Genomic DNA, 19,495 nt, shown 5'->3' on the forward strand with positions numbered 1-19,495 from the left:
TTGCAACAGATACAGGGGCGTCGCCAAGCGGTAAGGCAGCAGGTTTTGATCCTGCCATGCGTTGGTTCGAATCCAGCCGCCCCTGCCATTTTCCTATACTCATCCAGGTATACCCTCAGCCTTCAGGTACTGCGCGTGTCCAAGATGATGGTCTTTACGGGGAACGCTAACCCCGATCTGGCTCGGCGTGTTGTACGTCAGCTGCATATCCCTCTCGGTGACATCTCTGTCGGCAAGTTCTCCGACGGCGAAATTACAGCCGAGATCAATGAAAACGTTCGCGGTAAAGACGTCTTCATTATTCAGCCGACTTGCGCTCCGACCAACGATAACCTGATGGAACTGGTCGTGATGGCTGATGCCTTCCGCCGCTCCTCGGCTACTCGTATCACTGCTGTTATTCCTTACTTTGGTTATGCCCGTCAGGATCGCCGTCCGCGTTCCGCACGTGTGGCCATCAGCGCCAAAGTTGTCGCTGACATGCTGACCGTCGTCGGTATCGACCGTGTGCTCACGGTTGATCTGCATGCTGACCAAATCCAGGGTTTCTTCGATATTCCAGTAGATAACATCTACGGCTCCCCGGTTCTGGTGGATGACATTGAAGATCAACGCTTCGAAAACCTGATGATCGTGTCCCCGGACATTGGCGGCGTCGTGCGTGCACGGGCAGTGGCCAAATCCCTGGGCGTGGATCTCGGTATCATCGACAAGCGCCGCGAAAAAGCCAATCACTCCGAAGTGATGCATATCATCGGTGATGTCGAAGGGCGTACCTGCATTCTGGTCGACGACATGGTCGATACCGCCGGCACTCTGTGCCACGCGGCCAAGGCCCTGAAAGAACACGGCGCTGCCAAAGTCTTTGCCTACTGCACACACCCTGTGCTGTCGGGCCGAGCGATCGAAAACATTGAAAATTCCGTGCTGGACGAGTTGGTGGTGACTAACACCATCCCGCTGTCCGCTGCAGCACAAGCCTGTGCGCGTATCCGCCAACTGGATATCGCTCCGGTCGTTGCCGAGGCGGTCCGCCGCATCAGCAATGAAGAATCGATCAGCGCGATGTTCCGTTAAGGGCCCTGCCCTTCGCAAACATCTCGTTGACGAAAAGCGCCCCGCCCCAGCATTCCTGTTGGGGCGGGGCTTTTTTGCCCATATCGCCTTTAGCGCTGGTCGCAAACGCTGGGGCGAATGTGGTTATTTTGGAGATACAACATGAACGATTTTACTCTGAATGCTGAAGTGCGTTCCGACCTGGGGAAAGGTGCGAGCCGCCGCCTGCGTCGTCTCGCAAGCCTGGTTCCAGCTGTAGTTTACGGTGGCGAAAAAGCCCCTGAATCCATCAGCATGCTGGCCAAAGAAGTTGCCAAACTGCTCGAAAACGAAGCGGCTTACAGTCACATCATCGAGCTGAACGTTGGCGGCAAGAAGCAAAACGTCATCATCAAGGCTCTGCAGCGTCACCCGGCCAAAGGCCACGTGATGCACGCTGACTTCGTACGCGTTGTAGCCGGCCAGAAACTGACCGCTATCGTGCCTGTACACTTTGTTGGCGAAGAAGCTCCGATCAAGAAAGGCGGCGAAGTTTCGCACGTTGTTTCGGAAATCGAAGTGACCTGCCTGCCGAAAGATCTGCCTGAATTCATCGAAGTCGACCTGGCTAAGGCCGAGATCGGTTCGATCATTCACCTGTCCGACCTCAAAGCTCCTAAAGGCGTTGAGTTTGTTGCTCTGGCGCACGGCGATGACAAGGCTGTTGCCAACGTCCACGCTCCACGTGTTGCTCCAGAAGAAGCATCGGAAGAAGGCGCTGCAGAGTAATTTCACTCTGTTCGCCGGAGTGACCGAGTAACATCGCGGACTGGAACGTAGCGAGAAAGCGGGCGAGAACGCGGAGTTTACATCATGGTAAATGAGCTTTTTTCGTCCACTTTCGCCGCTCCACAGCGCGGCGATGTTATCCACACTCCAAGGAAGGGCCCCTGACGTGACTGCCATCAAACTGATCGTTGGCCTGGGAAATCCAGGCACCGAATACGAACAGACTCGGCATAACGCAGGGGCCCTTTTTGTTGAGCGCATCGCGCAAGCACAAGGTGTGAACCTTGTCGCCGACCGCAAATATTTCGGCCTGACCGGGCGCTTCTCGCATCAGGGTCAGGATGTTCGTCTGTTGATTCCCACCACCTACATGAACCGTAGCGGCCAGGCCGTGGCGGCACTTGCCAATTTCTTCCGGATCAAGCCCGAAGAAATCCTGGTGGCCCACGACGAACTCGATCTGCCTCCGGGCGTTGCCAAGCTCAAGCTGGGCGGCGGCCACGGCGGTCACAACGGGTTGCGCGACATCATTGCGCAACTGGGCAATCAGAATACCTTTTACCGCTTGCGGCTCGGCATTGGCCACCCAGGCGTTGCCAGTATGGTTTCAAATTTCGTCCTGGGTCGTGCGCCACGCGCCGAACAGGAAAAACTCGATGCCAGCATCGACTTTGCCCTCGGCGTGCTGCCGGATATCTTCGCCGGTGAATGGAACCGTGCGATGAAAAACCTGCACAGCCAGAAGGCCTGACTCTACTCCGAGGGGAAACACCATGGGATTCAATTGCGGCATCGTCGGCCTGCCTAACGTCGGCAAGTCCACCCTGTTCAACGCCCTGACCAAATCCGGGATCGCGGCCGAGAACTTCCCCTTCTGCACCATCGAACCGAACAGCGGCATCGTGGCGATGCCAGACCCGCGCCTGGAAGCCCTGGCGGCGATCGTCAATCCCAAGCGGATCCTGCCGACCACCATGGAATTCGTCGACATCGCTGGCCTGGTCGCCGGCGCGTCGAAAGGCGAAGGCCTGGGCAACAAGTTCCTGGCCAACATCCGTGAGACAGACGCCATCGCCCACGTGGTCCGCTGCTTCGAAGACGAGAACGTGATTCACGTCTCCAACAGCGTCGACCCGAAACGCGACATCGAGATCATCGACCTGGAACTGATCTTCGCTGACCTCGACAGCTGCGAGAAGCAATTGCAGAAAGTCGCGCGCAATGCCAAGGGCGGTGACAAGGATGCCGTGGTTCAGAAAGGCCTGCTCGAGCAACTGATCGCCCACTTCACCTTGGGCAAGCCGGCACGCAGCCTGATGAAGAACATGAGCGCCGACGAGAAAGCCGTCATCAAGGGCTTCCACCTGCTGACCACCAAACCGGTCATGTACATCGCCAACGTTGCTGAAGACGGTTTCGAGAACAACCCGCTGCTGGACGTGGTCAAGGCCATTGCCGACGAAGAAGGCGCGATTGTCGTGCCGGTCTGCAACAAGATCGAAGCGGAAATCGCCGAGCTCGATGACGGCGAAGAGAAAGACATGTTCCTCGAAGCGCTGGGTCTTGAAGAACCGGGCCTGAACCGCGTGATCCGCGCCGGCTACGAGATGCTGCACCTGCAGACCTACTTCACCGCCGGTGTCGAAGAAGTCCGCGCCTGGACCGTCCGCGTCGGTGCCACTGCGCCGCAAGCTGCGGGCGTGATCCACACCGACTTCGAAAAAGGCTTCATCCGCGCCGAGGTCATCGCCTACAACGACTTCATCCAGTACAAGGGCGAAGCCGGCACCAAAGAAGCCGGCAAATGGCGTCTGGAAGGCAAGGAATACATCGTCAAGGACGGCGACGTGATGCACTTCCGCTTCAACGTATAAGACTGCCACCGCAAAAAAAACCGCGTTCGATACGCGGTTTTTTTGTGCTTGAGTTCCGGTGGGAGCGAGCCTGCTCGCGAAGAGGCCAGCAGCCTCGACATCAAATCGACTGTTGACTCTTCATCGCGAGAAAGCTCTCCCCCACTAGGGCCTAGATGTAGGCTCAGGCCTTTTTGGTCCGTGGCAACAAGATCGCCAACACCCCCAGCAGCGGCAGGAACGAACACAGGAAGTACACGTATTCGATGCCGTGAATGTCCGCCAGATGCCCCAGCAACGCGGCGCCAATCCCACCAAAGCCGAACATCAGCCCGAAGAACACCCCGGCAATCATCCCGACATTGCCCGGTACCAATTCCTGCGCGTAAACCACGATCGCCGAAAACGCCGAGGCCAGGATAAAGCCGATCACCACGCTGAGAATGCTGGTCCAGAACAGGTCGACATGCGGCAGAATCAAGGTGAATGGCGCGACGCCGAGGATCGAGAACCAGATCACCGCCTTACGCCCGATCTTGTCGCCGATCGGCCCGCCGAAGAAGGTCCCCGCCGCCACCGCGCCAAGGAACAGGAACAGGTGCAATTGCGAACTGGCAACCGACAGGTCGAACTTCTCGATCAGGTAAAAGGTGAAGTAGCTGGTGAAACTGGCCATGTAGAAATACTTGGAAAACACCAGCAACCCTAGCACCACCAACGCGCTGATCACCCGGCCCTTGGACAAGCCATGGGTCGCCGCCTGGCCTTGCTTGAGCTTGAACAGGTTCAAGTGGTTGGCGTACCAGCGACTGATCCGGTACAGCACGTAGAGCGCGAACACCGCGAACAGCCCGAACCAGGCGACGTTGCCCTGGCCATAGGGAATGATGATCGCCGCCGCCAGCAATGGACCGAACGCCGAACCGGCATTGCCGCCGACCTGGAAGGTCGATTGCGCCAGGCCGAAGCGCCCGCCCGAGGCCAGCCGCGCCACGCGCGAGGCTTCCGGGTGGAAGGTCGACGAGCCCACGCCGATCAATGCCGAGGCCAGCAGAATCAGCGGGAAGCTGCCGACCTGCGACATCATCAAAATGCCGATCAGCGTGCACACCGTGCCCGCCGGCAGCAGCCATGGCTTGGGATAGCGATCGGTGTGGTAACCGACCCAGGGTTGCAGCAACGAGGCCGTCAACTGGAAGGTCAGGGTAATCAGCCCGACCTGGGTGAAGGTCAGGCCGTAATTGGCCTTGAGCATCGGATATATCGACGGCAGCACCGACTGAATCAGGTCGTTGATCAAGTGCGCCAACGCCACGGCGCCGATGATGCGCATGACCAGTGGGCTGCTTTGTGAAGTAGCGGGCGCGGGCGTCGCGCCGGCCTGGGCGTTGCTGATAGCCATGGGAAATTCCGTACAGCGAATGAGTGCACGATTGCAGGTGCGCCAATGTGCCATTTTTCAGTGCGTGAACGCCATCCCCTTAGCCTGCTAACGAGTTGGTTAATCGTCGCCACACAGGTGATAGCGCAACGCCATGGTCCAAATCTTGCCTTGCTAATCGCCTTCAACGCGGCGCCCTTACAAAGGGCGTCGAGAATGGGAAGTTTCTCTACAGCGTCGGCCTACAGAGCGGACCGGGGGGAATTTTCGAGGCCTTTTTACAGGGCGCCGCTTGCGATTTGACCATCGCGACGCACACAGATGGTGCGAGGCGTTCACGGGAGTCATGGGGCATGCAGGCTTTTTTATCACCGGGGATCGGACTGCTGGGGCGTTTTGGCTTCGCGCGTAAATTCCAATTGCTGTTTCTGCTGTTCATCCTTCCGCTGGGCGGTAGCCTGTGGATGATCGGCCAGGATTACCGCGACAAGCTCAACCTCATGGCCGGCGAACGGGCCGGGGTGCGTCAACTGTTGGCCCTGGACTCCCTCGACAACCTGCTCGCCGCCCAGCGAGACCGCGCCGCACGCTGGCGCGCCACGGAAACCAATCGCCAACCGACCCCGGCCACCCTCGCCGCCATGGCCGCGTTCGATGCCGTGCAACCGGCGCTGACCCAAGCCACCCTCGACCTCGGTAATGCCCTGAATAACGAAGGCGCCGGAGAGCAAACCCTCGCCCGTTATCAGGCCCTGCAAAGCGCGCTCAACGGCCTCGACTCGAAAAGCCTGGGCAGCGTCGGCTGGTGGCCAGACGGTTATGACCGTTTCACCTCTGCCCTCAGTGCCTTGCAGGCCTTGCGCGAACAGATCGCCATGGACAATCGCCTGACCCTGGCGCCATGGCTGGAAACCTATTTGCTGACGCAGATTTCCACCCAGCATGCGCCTGACCTGATCGAGCGCGTCGGGCGCCTCGCCAGTGTCGGCCAGGCCTCGGTGGTGTCCGGGCAGTTCACCCTGCAAAGCCGTTTGCAACTGCGCGACCTGCGCGGGCGGATCGGCGACGCCCGCGAGCAACTGGTGAAAACCGCCAGCCTGCTGGAAGCACGCCTGCCCAGCGAACTGCAAGGCTGGGCCGGGCAATACCACGACAGCCTCACGCAACTCGATGCCGGCCTCAAAGTGCTGGACGACGGCGTGTTCGGCGGCAGCATCAACCTCAAGCCGGAAGACTTCGAACGCAGCCTCGACGCCCTCCTCGGCAACCTGGCGTCCTTGCGCCAGCAATCGCTGATCTCCCTTGACCAGCGCCTGGACCATTACCAGGGCTCGGCGCTGCGCCAGTTCATCGTGGTGGCGAGTATCTTCGGCGCGCTGCTGCTGGCGGCGCTGTACTTGTTCGTGTGCTTGCAGGCCTCGATCCGCCGCAGTGCCAGCGGCATCACGCTGCTCGCCGAAGCGCTGCGTGACGGCAACCTGAGCCTGCAAGTGCCGGTGCAGGGTCGCGACGAACTGGCGGCGATCAGCACCGCGCTCAATGTGGCGGTGGTGCAATTGCGCAACAGCATGCTCGGCGTCGACCACGAGACTTTGCAACTGAGCAACGCCGTGCGCACCCTCAATGAACATTCCAGCGGTGCCCTGGGTGAAGTGGAAGCGCAGCAATTGCAGATCAGCCAGATCGCCGCAGCGGCCACGCAATTGGCGGCCACCTCGCAAGGCGTCGCGCAAAGTTGCGAACAGGCCTCGGGCAGCGCGCAACACACGCAACGCATCGCCGCCGACAGCAGCCGCGACAGCCAGCGCACCACCGCGAGCATCCAGCAACTCAATCAACGCCTCAATGACACCGCCGCGGCGCTAGGTCGGGTCAGCGAACAAGGGCAGCAGATTCAGTTGGTGGTCGACACTATTCGCGGCGTCGCCGAGCAGACCAACCTGCTGGCCCTCAACGCCGCCATCGAAGCGGCCCGCGCCGGTGAACAGGGCCGCGGATTTGCCGTGGTGGCCGATGAAGTGCGCAGTCTGTCGCAGCGTACTCAGTCGTCGACCGCGCAAATCGCCGGCACCGTCGACAGCTTGCGCAGCACGGTGAATGAAGCGGTGAGCCTGATGGAAGCAGCCTGCGGCCAAGCGCAATCCGACGCGCAAGCGGTCACCGGGCTCGGGGAGCGACTGGGAGAAATTGCCAGCGCCGTGCAAGGCGTCACCGACACCCTGGCGCAGATCGCCACGGCGGTTGACGAGCAAGCGACGACCGCCGACGAAGTCAGCGGCAACATCCAGCAGGTCGATCAGGCGGCAGTGCGTTTGCTCGAAGGCGCCCGGGCGGTGAACCTGGCGGCGGATACCCTGAGCCAGGGCAGCAAGGCTCTGAGTGCGAATACCGGAAGATTTCAACTCGGTTGATGCCCCGCCCGCCCCGGATTTTCGGGGCAGACGGATAACCGGTTGAAAGTGTGGAGAAATATTTTAGATTTGCGCTTGACGCATCTGCATTCCAGGTGAATAATGCGCGCCACTTGGCTACATAGCTCAGTTGGTTAGAGCATAGCATTCATAATGCTGGGGTCCGGGGTTCAAGTCCCTGTGTAGCCACCAAGTACCGATTCAGAGATATCCCACGATGTCTTTGAGTCAAAACAAGAAGCCCGCCTAGTGCGGGCTTTCTTGTGTCTGGCTATCGGGTTTTGCATCCTGACTGATGAAACCGGCTCAAGCGGAGACTTGAGCCAGAGAGGCCTACATCGTCAATCTCCAGCTCTTACGCCGATTTAAATCTGGGAAATACCCCCGTCGACTGTCAGCTCGATACCGTTGACGTATTTGGCATCGTCCGAAGCCAGGAACAACGCCGCAGAGGCAATCTCCTCTGGTTGGGCCATGTAGCCCAGGGGCACGGTTTGCGCCGCCCAGTCCGCCAGTTCGTCTATTTGTTGCTGATTCAGTTTCAAACTGTTTTCCATCAACGGTGTGCGAGTGAAGCCAGGGCTTAGGGCATTCACCCGGATCTTTCTGCCTCTCAGTTCATTGGCCCAAGTCCGGGCGAACGAACGGACAGCCGCCTTCGACGCGTTGTACGCGCCCAACTCCAACATCCCGTTACTGCTGCAGATAGATGAAGTCAAAATGACCGAAGCGCCATCCTTGATCAGTGGCAAGAGTGTCTGAACCGTAAAGAACACGCCTTTGACGTTGATATCGAAGGTTCGATCAAAGTCTTGCTCGGTCGTTTCGCCGAACACTCTTTTCTCGCAAATGCCGGCATTGGCAAACACCACATCCAATTGATCATCGTTGTTCTCGATCAACTCCCTTAGCTGCTGAATATCGCGCAAGTTCACAACATCCGAGACGACGGCAATCGCCGCGCTGCCCAATGCCGTGACTGCACGAGTGAGGGAAGTTTCAGAGCGACCGGTGATGTAAACGCGCTTGGCTCCTTGGGTGATCAGTGCCTCGGCAATCGAAAAGCCGATCCCTGTTGACCCACCGGTGACAACTGCAACTTTATTCGCGAATTTATCGTTCATTGCTGTACTCCTGACGCGTGTGATTAATAGCAGGTGCCGATGCGTACACCGACAAAAGTGCGGAAAGGGTTAAACAACCGGCGATGCAGAGCATCGTGATGCTGAAGGCGGTGCCTAACGAAGTCGGCGTCGGCAAAGGCGTCGCCACACTGAAGAAAACCCCGCCAAGCACCGCGACACCCAGTGCGCAACTGATTTGCAGCGCTGAGTTAACAACCCCGGAAAGCATCCCCGTACCGCCGGAAGGCGCGCGATCGATCAGCGTCCGAACGAGGGTGGGCAATGCCCAACCCTGGCCAAATCCGATCAACCCCAACGCGAGCATCACCAGCGCCAGTGGCGGGCTTTGTGCCGGCGGTGCCACGGCCACTGCGGCGCTGAGCAGCAAGCAGCCGAAGACTTCCAACAGCATCCCCAGCGCCGGCACGAACCGGCCAAAGCGTTGAATGGCAAAGGGGGTGGTGAGCGGCCCGATGAAAAAACCGATGCCGCAGGGCACGAACATCAAGCCGGCCATTAATGCACTCGCCCCCAATGCCTCTTGCAGGTAGACCGAGAAGGTTAAAAAGAACGCGGACACCACATAAAAGAACAAGACACCGGTTAGACCAATCACCAGTTCTGGCGACTGGCTTAAGGACGGGCTCACCAATGGTGTACCGCCGCGACGGGCCAACTGCTTTTCGTATTGCCAGAAGCCGAAAGCGATGACGGGCGATGCAACTAACATCAGGCACATCCACCACGGCCAATTCATCTCCCGCCCCTCAACCAGGGGCACTACCAGAAAGCCAAGCGCAGTCGCGCACAACAGCACACCGATGACATCAAGTGGGGCTGGATTCGGGCTGCGAGCATCGGGCAACAGCGGTATCCCGCCGATAAACACCGCCGCGACAATTGGCAGGTTGATCAAAAAAATCACCCGCCACGCCAAATGAAAAATATCAGCCGCAATCAATAAGCCGCCCAACGCTTGAGCAATGATTGCCGCCAGACCGATGGTTGCGCCGTATAAACCCAACGCACGCGAACGTTCATGCATGGGAAACAGCGCATGAATAGACGCCAGGCATTGCGGCGCCATCGCTGCGGCACTTAAACCCTGAAGTACTCGCCCGATAATCAGCATCGAAGGTGAGAGTGCGAGGCCGCATATCACTGAAGAGGCACCGAAGCCGGCCATTCCAGACAAGAACACATTGCGGCGACCGTACAAGTCCCCCAGACGTCCTCCCGTAATCAAGAACACCGCATAAGCAGCGGCATAGCCTGAAATAACCAATTCAACTTCGGCAGAACTAATCACCAGGCCACTTTTTATCGAAGGCAAGGCGACATTGACGATAAAGAAATCCAGCGGCGAGAGAAAAGCCCCGACCAGCAGCACGGCAAATGCCAGCCATCGGCGGGGATCAGGTTCGGTTTTCGGGTCATGTTTCAAAGTCATATTCAGGACTCATAGATAAACGCCGTACTTTGCCGGGACAAGAACGTTGTGGTTGTCTCGCTAACAATGACGACGGCAGGCGCTTTAGGTTGTGGCGATTGCGCCATAGGGATGTGGGCCCATACTCGCGTTCAGGCCGTTGCGGCGGAACTGCCATTGCTGCATATTTCCCGTTCATATTTGTACGGGCAGGACAATGGACTGGAACGATCTGCGGTTTTTCCTGGCCATTGCGCGCAAGGGTTCGCTAGGCGCGGCGGCCAAGCAGTTGGGCGTGAGTCATCCGACCGTGGGCAGGCGTTTGCAGGCCCTTGAGCAAGCCAGTGGGCAGCGATTTTTCCGGCGCACCAGCGAAGGCCTGGTGCCGACTGATATGGGCGACAAAATTCTCAGTCTTGCCGAGGAGATGGAAGCCAGCGCGCTGGCCATCGAACGGCGGATTGACGGCAACGATGACCAGCCGGAGGGCATCCTGCGCATCTCCTCCGCCGACTGGTTTGCGTGTTACGTATTGTCGCCGGTGCTCATGGAATTGACGCGACGCCATCCACGGGTGGTGCCGGAACTGATTGCCGGCCAACGGTTGTCGGATCTCACGCGCCGGGAAGCTGATATCGCGTTCCGGATCATTCCGTTCGACGAGCCCGACATCGTTCAGAGGCGCGTGATGACCATGCCCTACGGGCTTTACACGAGCGTGTCGAAACCGTTCGACCCTGGAGCAGACGGCGCGCATGCCAAGGTGATTCTGATGAGCACCGCGCAGTCGTATTACCCGGATGTGGTTTGGCTCACTCAGATGTTGCCCAAGGCAACGAGAGCGTTTACCAGCAGCAGTCGCACGGTTCAGGCGCAGATGTGCGCACTGGGCCTGGGGGTAGCCGTGCTGCCCCGATCCCTGGGCGACCAGCTACCGACGCTCAAGCGCATTGAGCTGTCTGAGCCGCCACCGAGTCGGGATATCTGGATGGGCTACCACCAGGACATGCGCCGCATGGACCGACTGCGCGCCCTGGCCGATCTCACCAGCGAAATGCTCGGCTGATAGCGGCGACCCCGCTCAAATCGTCGGCAGCGCCGCCAGCGCTTTGGCCCACGCCCCCACAGAAAATACGCCGTTTGACGAAGGGCAAAACGCCGACTCCGGGCATGCGCTTAAACATATGCAGCGTTGCGCGGCACTCGTCCCGCCGATACAGTCCGGGTATTTCTTGCCCACGGACGGAGTCTGCCGCGTGTTCTTTTCCGGGACCTTGAACCATCACCGTCGCGTCGCGGCTTCCCGACTGATGCTGGTGCTGATCGCCAGCGCCCTCAGCCTGGTCGCCTGCCACGCCCCCGATGTTCCCGATGCGCCAACCACCCTGCCCGCCGCCCCTGAGGCCGCATCGGGTTATCGCAGCGCCCTGCAGACCGTGCGCGCCGAGCGGCACATGGCGGCCGCCGCCAACCCGTTGGCCGCTGAAGCCGGGCGGCAGATGTTGCGCCAGGGCGGTTCGGCAATCGACGCGGCCATCGCCATGCAGGCGGTGCTGACCCTGGTGGAACCGCAATCGTCCGGCATCGGCGGCGGCGCGTTTATCGTGCTGTGGGACGGCAAAAACGTGCGCACTTACGATGGTCGCGAAACCGCACCGGCCGGGGCGACCGAGCGGTTGTTCCTGAACGCCGACGGCCAGCCGATGGGCTTTTCCCAGGCGCAAATCGGCGGTCGCTCGGTGGGCGCGCCGGGGGTATTGCGCGCCTTGCATTTGGCCCATCGGCAACACGGTCGGCTGCCGTGGTCGCAACTGTTCGAACCGGCGATTGCCCTGGCGCAAAACGGCTTCGCGGTCTCGCCACGCCTGCATCAGCTCATCGCTGGTGACCGTTTCATCGCCCGCTCACCCGAGATGGCCGCCTATTTCCTCGATACCAATGGCCAGGCAAAAGCCGTGGGTACGTTGTTGAAAAATCCAGCCCTGGCGGCGGTGTTCAAACGCATTGCCAAGGAAGGGCCGGACGTGTTGTACACCGGCGCTGTCGCCGAGGAAATCGTCGCCAAGGTGCAGGGCCATGCTAATCCGGGCAGTTTGTCGTTAAGCGATTTGCGCGACTATCAAGCCAAGGAGCGTAAGCCGCTTTGCACCGACTACAAGCGCTGGGAGGTCTGCGGCATGTCGGCGCCCTCCTCCGGCGGCATCGCCGTGGCGCAGGTACTCGGCACGCTCGAGGCCCTGGAGCGGCGCGAGCCACGTTACGCCTTGGCGCCGCTGAAGCCGCGCGAGACTGATCGGCTCGCCGGCCACGAACCCGATCCGCAAGCCGTGCACCTGATCGCCGAAGCCGAACGCCTGGCCTACGCCGACCGCGCCTTGTACGTCGCCGACCCGGACTTCGTCCCCGTGCCGGTCAACGGCTTGGTTAACGCCGATTATCTGGCCGGCCGCGCCGCGTTGATTGGCGAACGCAGCATGGGCAAAGCCCAGCCCGGCACGCCGCCCGGCATTCAAGTGGCTTACGCGCCGGACCGCTCGCCGCTGCGCCTGTCCACTTCGCAAGTGGTTGCCGTCGACGATGCTGGCGGCGCCGTGTCGATGACCACCACGGTGGAGGCTGCGTTCGGCTCGCACCTGATGGTCCAGGGCTTTTTGCTCAATAATCAATTGACCGACTTTTCCTTCACCCCCGAAGAAAACGGCCAGAAAGTCGCCAACCGCGTCGAGCCCGGCAAACGCCCGCGCTCATCCATGGCGCCCACCTTGATCTTTGATCGGCAGAGCGGCGAATTCGTCGCGACCGTCGGCTCCCCTGGTGGCTCGCAGATCATCGAATACGTGGCCAAAACCACCCTCGGCCTGCTCGACTGGAACCTCGATCCGCAAGCGGCCATCAGCCTACCCAACTTCGGCAGCCGCAACGGCGCTACCGAACTGGAAGCCGGGCAATTCAGCCCCGACTTGATCGAGGCCTTGCGAGCCAAGGGGCATCAGGTCAATGAAATCGACATGACCAGCGGCACCCAGGCAATCGTGCGGGTCAAGGATGCCCAGGGAAAAGCGTCATTGCTCGGTGGCGCGGATCCGCGGCGGGAGGGGGAGGCGTTGGGGGATTAAATCGGTGCTCAGCGTTCTACCGTAGAGACGTTGGGCTGGATTCAACGACTGATCTTCAAACCCTGGCGCGCCGTGTGCCGCTCCAGCGCCAGCTCGATCAAGCGCGTGACCAGTTCGCCGTAACTCATGCCTGCCGCTTGCCACAGCTTGGGGTACATGCTGATGCGGGTGAAACCGGGCAGCGAGTTGATTTCGTTGATCAGCACTTCACCGTCGTCGGTGAGGAACACGTCGACCCTGGCCAGGCCGGAGCAGCCCAGCACCTGGAACGCCTCAATCGCGACCCGGCGAATGGTTTCGCTGGCTTCGGTGCTGATGTTTGCCGGCACCACCACTTGCGCGGCCTGGGCGTCGATGTATTTGCTGTCGTAGGAATAGAAACCGTTGCTGACAACAATTTCGCCGCAGCCGCTGGCGATCGGCTGGTCGTTGCCGAGGATGGCGCATTCGATTTCACGGCCGCTGACGGCGGATTCCACCAGCACTTTTTCATCGAAGCTCAGGGCCAGTTCGACTGCCGCCGCGTACTCCGCCGCCGTAGTGACTTTGCTCACGCCGACGGACGAACCCTGATTCGCCGGTTTGACGAACAGCGGCACACCAAGCTTGCCTTGGGCATCCTCGAACGAAACGCGGTGGGCGTTGCCACGGTTCAAGGTGATGAAGGGCGTGACGGCCAGCCCGGCATCGCGCAGCAGGCGTTTGCTGATGTCCTTGTCCATGCACACCGCCGAACCCAGCACGTCAGAGCCGACGAATGGCAAGTCGGCCATGCGCAGCAAACCCTGCAGGCATCCGTCTTCACCCAGGGTGCCGTGCACAATCGGGAAGATCACATCGACATGGCCGAGCAATTCCTGGCTGGAGGTTTCGACCAATTGCCCGGAGCTTTTGCCCGGCACCACCGCCAGTTCGCGGTTGGACTGGTTGAGGGCAATCAGCGCCGGATTTTCCTGATTCAGCAGGTAATTCGACGGATCGTTCAAGTGCCAGTGGCCTTGCTTGTCGATGCCAATCAGCACCGGCTCGAAACGCGAGCGGTCCAGTGCGTCAACGATGTTCTTCGCCGACTGCAGCGACACTTCGTGCTCGGCCGAACGGCCACCAAAAACAATCCCCACCCGCAGCTTGCTCATCATCCAGCCTCATTGCAAAAGTGCTGCTTGATAACACGTCGCGGGGGGTGAATTAAAGACTTGGCCGATCGTCTGCCGCCGGCCTCCTGTTGTTTCGCAGACGCTCTGGACATGCCATTGAGTGTCTCTGCGCGAGACGTCACTCAGGATCTGGTTCGTAGACCAGCAAATCACCCGGCTGACAGTCCAGATGTTGGCAAATAGCTTCCAGCGTTCCCAACCGGATGCCCTTGACCTTGCCCTGTTTCAACAGCGACAGATTGGCCTCGGTGATACCGATCGCCGTGGCAAGGTCTTTGGATTTGACTTTACGGAGTGCGAGCATCACGTCGAGCCGGATGACAATGGGCATAAATATCTCAAACAAAAGTGCGGTTTTCTGAATCCACTTCGCAGGCTTGCCGCAGAATACGCGCAATCACCGAAATACTCGCGGCCAGGAACAACGCGACGAAAGTTGGCGCGGTGATGCTCAGGGTAATCAGGCGCTCGCCCACGGGCGCGTTCATCGTCAGCCAGACGCTGAGCAAGGGCTCGCAGACAAAATCGAGCAGCACCCAGATCGCCACGGCATGCCCGACTTTACCCATGTGCAGGGCCGTCTGGCTGGAAAAATACTGACCCAGCGCGTAGCTGTTAAACAGCCGACGCAAGTGCCCGAGCCCTGACGCCAGCGCCAGCAATGGCACGCTCGACAGGACGATCCCGCCGAAAACTTGCCAGCCCGAGAGCCCGGCCACTTGGCCGCCCAGCGCACTGAGCTGACGTTCAGTGAGGCCGAAACCCAAGCCCCAACCGTCTGCGGCGGCCAGGCTGGGCACCAGCCATACAAGTACGTTGAGCGAAAGCATGGTCACCATCAACAGCAGCGTCACGGCGGCCATGTGCTGACTGAATCGGGCAAGGGAATGAGTTGTCATGGGGGATCTCACGAACAATGAATGTCGTGAAACCATAGCCAATAAATTATCGCAAAACAATAATTAGTTATTACAAAACATTCATAAATGGCTCGATATTATTGCCTGACCTGGCTTCATTCCGCCAAGGCGTGGCCAACCACTGCGGCGCCAATCGCCAGAAAATTCCCGCCCGCCACATGGTGCAGGGTACGCATCTGATCGTGACCCTCGAAATGCCAGTGGCCCTCGCTGAACACCCGCTCATCAGCCTGCGCGGCAATTACCTCGGCGAGAAACAAATCGTACTGCTGGTGGTTGTGCGGTTCCGGCAGGACGCGGCATTCGAGCCAGGCCACGCAACCTTCAAGCATCGGCGCGTCGATCGAATCGGCACTGAAAGTCTGCAAGCCATACGCCTGGAATTTGTCGATGCCGCGTTGCTGCTGCAGTTCAAGACCGGAACGAGTACCGACGCTCTGGGTGATATCAGCCTGGGCGACACAGGGCACGTTGAGCACAAACGTACCGGAGGCTTCGAGTAACTGGCGGGTCCAGGTGGCTTTGTCGAGCACCACCGCAACTTTCGGCGGTTCGAAGTCCAGCGGCATGGCCCAGGCCGCCGCCATGATGTTGCGCTGGCCATCATGCGCAGCGCTGACCAGCACGGTCGGGCCGTGATTGAGTAGACGATAGGCCTTGGCCAACGGCACCGGGCGACGATGGGAAGCGCTCATGGCGGGCTCCTGTAAAAAACAGCGAGTGTAACGCTATCCGCCCTCCCATCGCGCCGCGACACGCCGTTCTCTGACTAGTGTTGCCTGACAGCCAAGGTGATCAATTCGACAACTGATGAGCGAAGCGCCCCACCGCGTCCACGACTTTCTTCGCACCGTCCTGGATTTCGACAATCACCGTGCCCGCCTCGGCCGCGAGGGCCAGGCCTTGTTCAGCCTGGCGTTTGCCATCGGTGATCAGCGCCACGGCGTTGCGCGCCATGTCCTGGTTCTGCTGCACCACGCCGACAATCTCGGCGGTGGCCTGGCTGGTGCGCGACGCCAGTTGCCGCACTTCATCGGCCACCACCGCAAACCCGCGCCCCTGCTCGCCAGCCCGGGCCGCTTCGATGGCGGCGTTGAGCGCCAGCAAATTGGTCTGCTCGGCGATACCGCTGATGGTTTTGACGATGGTGCCGATCACCAGCGACTGCTCGTTCAACGCTTCGATGCCGTCGCCGGCGGTTTGCATGTGCTGCGATAAATCACGCATCACGTCCACCGCTTGGGTGACGACCGCCGTGCCGCGCTGGGCGCTGTTGTCAGTCTGCTGGGAAGTGCCATAGGCGATGGTCGCGGCTTCGGCGACCGCCTGTTCCTGTTGCACTTGTTCGGTAATGACCGTAGCGAACTTCACCACTTTGTAGAGCTTTTCGTTGGCATCGAGTACCGGGTTGTACGACGCTTCCAGCCAGACTACCCGACCGTGGCTATCAACGCGTTTGAAGCGTTCGGCGACAAATTCGCCGGCGTTCAAGCGTTTCCAGAAATGTTGGTACTCGGCGCTGTTGTACTCCTCCGGCAGGCAAAACGTGCGGTGATGCTTGCCTTTGATCTGCGCCAGGCTGTAACCCATGCCGTTGAGAAACCGCTCATTAGCCGTCAGCACATGGCCGGTGAGGTCGAATTCGATTACCGCCGTCGAGCGCACCAGCGCACCGATCAGGTTTTCGTGTTCACGGGAGGCTTCGATGGTGCGGGTCAGGTCGCTGGAGTAAATCGAAAAATGCTTGATCCGTCCGTCCGCGCCGCGCACCGGTTGCACGATCGAACGCAGCCACGCCTCTTGGCCATTGCCGCGCAGCAAGCGCACGGTGCCGGCAAAGTGCTCGCCGCGGGTCAACGCGGTGCGGAAACGTTGATGAAACTCGCCCGCCTTCACGTGCGCCGGCACGATCTCGTCGATCGCTCGGCCGATCAGTTCGCCGCTTTTGTAGTGCATCTCGTCGAGGAAATTCTGGTTCACCGACTGCACGTGCCCTTGTGCATCCAGATTGAGCACGATCATTTCGCTTTCCAGGCTTTCCTTCACTTGCAGAAGGCTGGAGAGTTCCTCGCGAAGAGCCGACAGCTCCTGCTTCAAGCGTTTGTTGAACATGGAAAAGTACCGATGAGCGAAAGAGAGAAGCGCGGCTGCAGGCTCTGGATCGGCTTGGCCGATTTTTTCTGAAGAGCCGCTCTCGACCGCTCGGCAAAAATAATCCTCGCGTGGAAAAATCCGCCGGATCTGTATCGTTTCAGCATTTTCGCGCGGGTTTATAGTCAAGGCTCCAACCTCAGCGGAGTCGTCCCATGGAACTCTCACGGCAATCGCGCTTCCATGCCGTCGCTCGACAGATCGGCCACACCTTCAACGGCGAGATACGCATCGGTGGCAACTATGTATCGGCGGTGCGCAACGGCAATGACCTGTACATCAGCGGCCAGATCCCGCGGGTCAATGACACGGTGATGGTGACCGGCCGCGTCGGCGAGGCAGTGACCCTGGAACAGGCGTAATACGCGGCAAAACTCTGCACGATGCGCGCCCTCGCGGTGCTGATCCAGCAAACGGGCAGCCTGGATCACGTGAAGAAAGTGCTGCGCATCAATGTTTTTGTGAACAGCGCGGCGGACTTCACTCAGCAGAGTGAAGTGGCGGACGGTGCATCTGAAGTGTTATACGCCGTGCTGGGTGATGCCGGAGCACACACCCGCACGTCGGTCGGCGTCTATCAATTGCCCAAAGGTGCGTCGGTGGAGGTGGATATGTTGGTGGCGCTCGAGCCCTGAGCCTGGCTGATTCCCCTGCCGTCAGACACAAGGCGCCACGCGATGGCTGCCCACCGTGGGCATGCGCGCGCCGAAGTACGCGGCGCTGCCGATGCCGACGGCGCCCATTACGGCGCAGAAGATGACGCAGATCCAAGGGCTCCAGGGCATCAGGCCGATCAACAGCAGCGGCGTGACGCTGGCCCAAGCGGCGTAGGCAATGTTGTAGGTGAAGGAAATCCCCGAGACGCGGATCCGCGCCGGGAACAGTCCGACCATTACCGACGGCACCGCGCCGACCACGCCGCAGCCCAGACCGGCAACGGCGTAGGCCAGGCCAATCCATTCGCTGCCGCTGATCAGACTGGCGTACAGAACGCCGACGCCCAGCGGCAGCAGCAGGCTGTAGAGCATCACCGTGCGCCAGGCGCCGATGCGGTCGACGATCAGCCCGGCGATCACGCAACCGATGTTCAGGAACACAATGCCCAAGGCGCTCAGGCCGAAGGTGTGGCTGGCGCTCATGCCGAAGGTTTTCTGCATCATGGTCGGGGTGATCACCACGAACACCACCACCGCCGAGGTCAGCACGCAGGTCAGCAGCACGGCCGGCAACATCGCCAGGCGATGCTCGCGCAACACGGTGCGCAGCGGCAATTCGACCCGCGCCTCCCGTTGCGCTTGCAAGGCCATGAACACCGGGGTTTCGCTGAGCCAGCGGCGCAACCACACGCCCACCACGCCGAACACGCCGCCGAGCAGGAACGGATACCGCCAGGCGTAATCGAGGATTTGCTCCGGGGTGAAGGTTTGGGCAAGGAAGGTCGCAGTCAATGCGCCGATCAGGTAACCGAAGGTCAGCCCGGCCTGCAGAAAGCCCAAGGCGTAACCGCGATGGCCCAGCGGCGCGTGCTCGGCGACGAACACCCAGGCGCTGGGCACTTCGCCGCCCACCGCCGCGCCTTGCAGAATGCGCAGCGCCAGCAACAGCAATGGGGCGAAATAGCCGATTTGCGCGTAGGTCGGCATGATGCCGATCAGCAGACACGGCAGCGCCATCATCAGGATGCTCAGGCTGAAGACCTTTTTGCGCCCCAGTCGATCGGCGAAATGCGCCATCAGAATTCCGCCCAGCGGCCGTGCCAGGTAGCCGGTGACAAAAATCCCGAAGCTTTGGAGAAGCCGCAGCCATTCGGGCATTTCCGGCGGGAAGAACAACTGGCTCAAGGTCAGGGCGAAAAACACGAAAATGATGAAATCGTAGATTTCCAGCGCGCCGCCCAAGGCCGCGAGACCGAGGGTCTTGTAGTCCGAACGATTGAATGGCGCCGGGCGCGAAGCGGTGTGGGCAGTCATGGCAGGCAAACTCTGGCAGAGGCAAAAACCAAGGCGCCCATGGTCTACGCAAATGCCCCGGCGGACAACCCGTTAGACCATAGTCATAAAGCGGTAAATCAGCGCCGCAAAAAAGCCCGGTTTGATTTACTGTTGGCACCTGATCCGCAGGGCCTGCGC

16 protein-coding genes, 2 tRNA genes and 2 pseudogenes are annotated in these 19,495 nt (G+C 60.1%); 10 read left to right on the plus strand and 10 right to left on the minus strand.

Features of this window, described 5'->3' with window-relative positions:
- The first annotated feature begins 13 nt into the window (after window positions 1–13).
- The 5 genes from RG836_RS22185 to ychF all read left to right on the plus strand — a co-directional run bounded on the left by RG836_RS22185 (window position 14) and on the right by ychF (window position 3,698).
- Window positions 14–88 (plus strand) — tRNA-Gln (locus RG836_RS22185).
- Window positions 89–135: 47 nt separating this feature from the next.
- On the plus strand, window positions 136–1,077 hold the full coding sequence (locus RG836_RS22190; RefSeq protein WP_003171603.1) for a ribose-phosphate pyrophosphokinase: 942 nt from the start codon (window positions 136–138) through the stop codon (window positions 1,075–1,077).
- A gap of 141 nt (window positions 1,078–1,218) precedes the next feature.
- The gene (locus RG836_RS22195) at window positions 1,219–1,824 is read left to right on the plus strand and encodes a 50S ribosomal protein L25/general stress protein Ctc (protein WP_310849589.1); all 606 of its coding nucleotides are present in this window, start codon (window positions 1,219–1,221) and stop codon (window positions 1,822–1,824) included.
- A 166-nt stretch (window positions 1,825–1,990) separates the two neighbouring features.
- On the plus strand, window positions 1,991–2,575 hold the full coding sequence (gene pth, locus RG836_RS22200; RefSeq protein WP_310849647.1) for an aminoacyl-tRNA hydrolase: 585 nt from the start codon (window positions 1,991–1,993) through the stop codon (window positions 2,573–2,575).
- Window positions 2,576–2,597: 22 nt separating this feature from the next.
- Window positions 2,598–3,698, plus strand: a complete 1,101-nt coding sequence (gene ychF, locus RG836_RS22205; RefSeq protein ID WP_310849592.1) for a redox-regulated ATPase YchF — start codon at window positions 2,598–2,600, stop codon at window positions 3,696–3,698.
- Window positions 3,699–3,861: 163 nt separating this feature from the next.
- On the opposite strand, the gene RG836_RS22210 is transcribed toward ychF, so the two are convergent.
- Window positions 3,862–5,079 carry an MFS transporter gene (locus RG836_RS22210; protein ID WP_310849594.1) on the minus strand — a complete coding sequence of 406 codons (1,218 nt, stop codon included), beginning with the start codon at window positions 5,077–5,079 and terminating at the stop codon, window positions 3,862–3,864.
- A gap of 332 nt (window positions 5,080–5,411) precedes the next feature.
- Between RG836_RS22210 and RG836_RS22215 the strand changes: the two genes are divergently transcribed.
- Window positions 5,412–7,469 carry a methyl-accepting chemotaxis protein gene (locus RG836_RS22215; RefSeq protein WP_310849596.1) on the plus strand — a complete coding sequence of 686 codons (2,058 nt, stop codon included), beginning with the start codon at window positions 5,412–5,414 and terminating at the stop codon, window positions 7,467–7,469.
- 115 nt (window positions 7,470–7,584) lie between these two features.
- Window positions 7,585–7,661, plus strand: a tRNA-Met gene (locus RG836_RS22220).
- Window positions 7,662–7,834: 173 nt separating this feature from the next.
- Here RG836_RS22220 and RG836_RS22225 read toward each other — a convergent pair.
- A complete protein-coding gene (locus RG836_RS22225) occupies window positions 7,835–8,593 on the minus strand; it encodes an SDR family NAD(P)-dependent oxidoreductase (RefSeq protein ID WP_310849598.1) in 759 nt (252 codons plus the stop codon).
- Entirely contained in the window at window positions 8,583–10,043 is a 1,461-nt protein-coding gene (locus RG836_RS22230) for an MFS transporter (protein ID WP_310849599.1), read from the minus strand. The genes RG836_RS22225 and RG836_RS22230 overlap by 11 nt, the downstream gene beginning before the upstream one ends.
- Before the next feature lie 196 nt (window positions 10,044–10,239).
- On the opposite strand from RG836_RS22230, the gene RG836_RS22235 reads away from it, so the two are divergent.
- Entirely contained in the window at window positions 10,240–11,088 is an 849-nt protein-coding gene (locus tag RG836_RS22235) for a LysR family transcriptional regulator (protein ID WP_310849601.1), read from the plus strand.
- Window positions 11,089–11,332: 244 nt separating this feature from the next.
- A complete protein-coding gene (gene ggt, locus RG836_RS22240) occupies window positions 11,333–13,138 on the plus strand; it encodes a gamma-glutamyltransferase (protein ID WP_310849649.1) in 1,806 nt (601 codons plus the stop codon).
- A gap of 41 nt (window positions 13,139–13,179) precedes the next feature.
- Here the strand turns inward: ggt and ddlA are convergent, their stop codons facing one another.
- The 6 genes and pseudogenes from ddlA to RG836_RS27370 form a co-directional block, all read right to left on the minus strand.
- Window positions 13,180–14,274: a D-alanine--D-alanine ligase gene (gene ddlA / locus RG836_RS22245; RefSeq protein WP_310849603.1), complete on the minus strand. Its 1,095-nt coding sequence runs from the start codon at window positions 14,272–14,274 to the stop codon at window positions 13,180–13,182.
- Window positions 14,275–14,413: 139 nt separating this feature from the next.
- The gene (locus tag RG836_RS22250; protein WP_310849604.1) at window positions 14,414–14,626 is read right to left on the minus strand and encodes a helix-turn-helix domain-containing protein; all 213 of its coding nucleotides are present in this window, start codon (window positions 14,624–14,626) and stop codon (window positions 14,414–14,416) included.
- A gap of 7 nt (window positions 14,627–14,633) precedes the next feature.
- On the minus strand, window positions 14,634–15,194 hold the full coding sequence (locus RG836_RS22255) for a DUF2975 domain-containing protein (RefSeq protein WP_310849605.1): 561 nt from the start codon (window positions 15,192–15,194) through the stop codon (window positions 14,634–14,636).
- 116 nt (window positions 15,195–15,310) lie between these two features.
- Window positions 15,311–15,910, minus strand: a complete 600-nt coding sequence (locus tag RG836_RS22260; protein WP_310849606.1) for a flavin reductase family protein — start codon at window positions 15,908–15,910, stop codon at window positions 15,311–15,313.
- Window positions 15,911–16,010: 100 nt separating this feature from the next.
- Window positions 16,011–16,556, minus strand: coding sequence for a methyl-accepting chemotaxis protein (locus tag RG836_RS27365; RefSeq protein ID WP_409078103.1), 546 nt, complete (start codon window positions 16,554–16,556; stop codon window positions 16,011–16,013).
- A pseudogene (locus RG836_RS27370) lies at window positions 16,551–17,327 on the minus strand (PAS domain-containing protein); the annotation flags it as partial. The pseudogene RG836_RS27370 and the gene RG836_RS27365, both read right to left, overlap by 6 nt.
- 194 nt (window positions 17,328–17,521) lie before the next feature.
- Here RG836_RS27370 and RG836_RS22270 point away from each other — a divergent pair.
- Window positions 17,522–18,001: pseudogene (locus RG836_RS22270) on the plus strand (RidA family protein).
- A 21-nt stretch (window positions 18,002–18,022) separates the two neighbouring features.
- On the opposite strand, the gene RG836_RS22275 reads toward RG836_RS22270, so the two are convergent.
- Entirely contained in the window at window positions 18,023–19,336 is a 1,314-nt protein-coding gene (locus tag RG836_RS22275) for an MFS transporter (RefSeq protein ID WP_310849609.1), read from the minus strand.
- Between the last annotated feature and the right edge of the window lie 159 nt (window positions 19,337–19,495).

Source organism: Pseudomonas rhizozeae (genome assembly GCF_031583775.1).
GTDB lineage: Bacteria > Pseudomonadota > Gammaproteobacteria > Pseudomonadales > Pseudomonadaceae > Aquipseudomonas.

Coding starts and splice junctions, on each gene's coding strand:
- RG836_RS22195 (WP_310849589.1), top strand. CDS start 1,219: ATGAACGATTTTACTCTGAATGCTGAAGTGCGTTCCGACCTGGGGAAA.
- ychF (WP_310849592.1), top strand. CDS start 2,598: ATGGGATTCAATTGCGGCATCGTCGGCCTGCCTAACGTCGGCAAGTCC.
- RG836_RS22210 (WP_310849594.1), bottom strand. CDS start 5,079: ATGGCTATCAGCAACGCCCAGGCCGGCGCGACGCCCGCGCCCGCTACT.
- RG836_RS22215 (WP_310849596.1), top strand. CDS start 5,412: ATGCAGGCTTTTTTATCACCGGGGATCGGACTGCTGGGGCGTTTTGGC.
- RG836_RS22225 (WP_310849598.1), bottom strand. CDS start 8,593: ATGAACGATAAATTCGCGAATAAAGTTGCAGTTGTCACCGGTGGGTCA.
- RG836_RS22230 (WP_310849599.1), bottom strand. CDS start 10,043: ATGACTTTGAAACATGACCCGAAAACCGAACCTGATCCCCGCCGATGG.
- RG836_RS22235 (WP_310849601.1), top strand. CDS start 10,240: ATGGACTGGAACGATCTGCGGTTTTTCCTGGCCATTGCGCGCAAGGGT.
- ggt (WP_310849649.1), top strand. CDS start 11,333: ATGCTGGTGCTGATCGCCAGCGCCCTCAGCCTGGTCGCCTGCCACGCC.
- ddlA (WP_310849603.1), bottom strand. CDS start 14,274: ATGAGCAAGCTGCGGGTGGGGATTGTTTTTGGTGGCCGTTCGGCCGAG.
- RG836_RS22250 (WP_310849604.1), bottom strand. CDS start 14,626: ATGCCCATTGTCATCCGGCTCGACGTGATGCTCGCACTCCGTAAAGTC.
- RG836_RS22255 (WP_310849605.1), bottom strand. CDS start 15,194: ATGACAACTCATTCCCTTGCCCGATTCAGTCAGCACATGGCCGCCGTG.
- RG836_RS22260 (WP_310849606.1), bottom strand. CDS start 15,910: ATGAGCGCTTCCCATCGTCGCCCGGTGCCGTTGGCCAAGGCCTATCGT.
- RG836_RS22275 (WP_310849609.1), bottom strand. CDS start 19,336: ATGACTGCCCACACCGCTTCGCGCCCGGCGCCATTCAATCGTTCGGAC.